At 68.1% G+C, this 1,407-nt stretch carries 2 protein-coding genes; one reads left to right on the top strand and one right to left on the bottom strand.

The window, feature by feature from the left end; genetic code table 11:
* Positions 1-133: 133 nt before the first annotated feature.
* Positions 134-664, bottom strand: coding sequence for a hypothetical protein (locus tag J7E68_RS17070; RefSeq protein ID WP_215174605.1), 531 nt, complete (start codon positions 662-664; stop codon positions 134-136).
* A gap of 145 nt (positions 665-809) precedes the next feature.
* Here J7E68_RS17070 and J7E68_RS17065 point away from each other — a divergent pair, with 145 nt between their 5' ends.
* Positions 810-1,259 (top strand): hypothetical protein, encoded by a 450-nt coding sequence (locus tag J7E68_RS17065; protein WP_215174603.1) that lies wholly within the window; start codon positions 810-812, stop codon positions 1,257-1,259.
* Positions 1,260-1,407 lie beyond the last annotated feature (148 nt).

The raw sequence follows: 1,407 nt of genomic DNA, 5'->3' as shown, positions 1-1,407 counted from the left end.
ACGGGTTCGTGGTCTCGGCGCCCCGGGAGGGCGGCGCGTGCTATCTGGGTGAGGCGGTCGATGATCGCCGCCGCCAGGTGTTCCGGGAGCACGGCCGTCAAGACCGCGAGCCCGTCGCCGGCGGGCCGCACCGTCACCGTGCGCTCGGACTATGGCGTTCGTTGGTCGTGGAACCCGCGAGGACCGCGGCCAGGCCTTTGAGGTGGACTTTCGTCCGCGCCGGTGTCTCTCTCTCGGCGATGGTCACGGCACCGATGTCGTAGCGCTGCACCGCATCGGCATCCGCCCTGCCGTTGTTCACGGCCTCGCGCACGATTCCGGCCGCTCGCACGATCTCGCGAACGTGCGCGGCCGTGATGGTGCCGCGCCGGAACGCCTCGCGCACGTGCGGATGGCTGGCGTTGACGAAGCCTGCGTCGGTGAAGGCGTATTCGATGCTGCCCTGGGCGATGCGTCCGGCGGCGGAGTACTCCGCGACCATCGACCGATGGATGGCGTCGCGGTGGTGCGGATGCTCGTCGCCCTCGGCCCCGTCGAGCCGCAGCCGCTCGGCGAGGAGATCGGACGCCTCGGACTCGAGGCACGCGATCTGCCGCCGCTTCTCGACCCAGGAATCGAGCAGCTGGATGCGCTGCTCGAGGTTGGCGTCGGTGGCGGTGGGCATGGTCTGAGTCTAGTAGGTTTGTTCGAATGTCGAGCAGAACATCGGAATGGAAAAGAGGTGGTGTCGTGGGAACCGACAATGGATCGTTGCCTTCCTGTGAGCAAGACACAGACAACTGGGAGGGCCCCGCTGGCAGACTGGACGCATGGTGACGTTGCTGCTCGACCAGACGCAACTCGAGATCGTGCTCTCGCCGATCGAGCGTGCCGCGAGCTTCCACCGTGACAACGTCCGACTCGCACGCGACACCATCACGAAGGTGCAGCTGATCGATGAAGCCTGGACATGGCTCCGCGTAGTGCCGAACCCGGGGACGCACATTCCCGGGGTGCTCGCGGCCGGAACGTGGAAGGCCGCCGGAAGCGTCGACTTCGTGCTGATCCGTCGGCGTCGCCCCAGTGTCGTCATCGATCTCAGCGGCGACGCGCAATATCGTCGCCTGATCCTCACGACGCGCCACGGTCTCGCACTGACGCAGGCCCTGCGGCTCGACGTGAGCGAGGAGCCCGCCGACGTCGAAGAGATCGTCGCCACTTCGCCCACGCCCGTGTCGAAGGGCAGCCGCCGCCCGGTCATCCGTCCACGGCCCGCCTGAACGAGGCCGAGAACGAGGAACGCCCTCCGCCGCCAGTCGGCGCGGAGGGCGTTCTCATGCCCGGCTGCAGCTGGGCTCAGGACTGGTGGTGCTCGCCCTGGTGGTGCTCATCGCCCTCGTGGTGCGCGTGGTGCTCGCCCTGGTGGTG

The sequence above is a fragment of the Microbacterium sp. ISL-103 genome, from assembly GCF_018613995.1.
Lineage (GTDB): Bacteria > Actinomycetota > Actinomycetes > Actinomycetales > Microbacteriaceae > Microbacterium.
This window is presented reverse-complemented; position numbering and strand designations above follow the sequence as displayed.

Bases quoted from the DNA above. Each gene is read 5' to 3' on its own strand.
- J7E68_RS17065 (WP_215174603.1), top strand. From the start codon at position 810: ATGGTGACGTTGCTGCTCGACCAGACGCAACTCGAGATCGTGCTCTCG.
- J7E68_RS17070 (WP_215174605.1), bottom strand. From the start codon at position 664: ATGCCCACCGCCACCGACGCCAACCTCGAGCAGCGCATCCAGCTGCTC.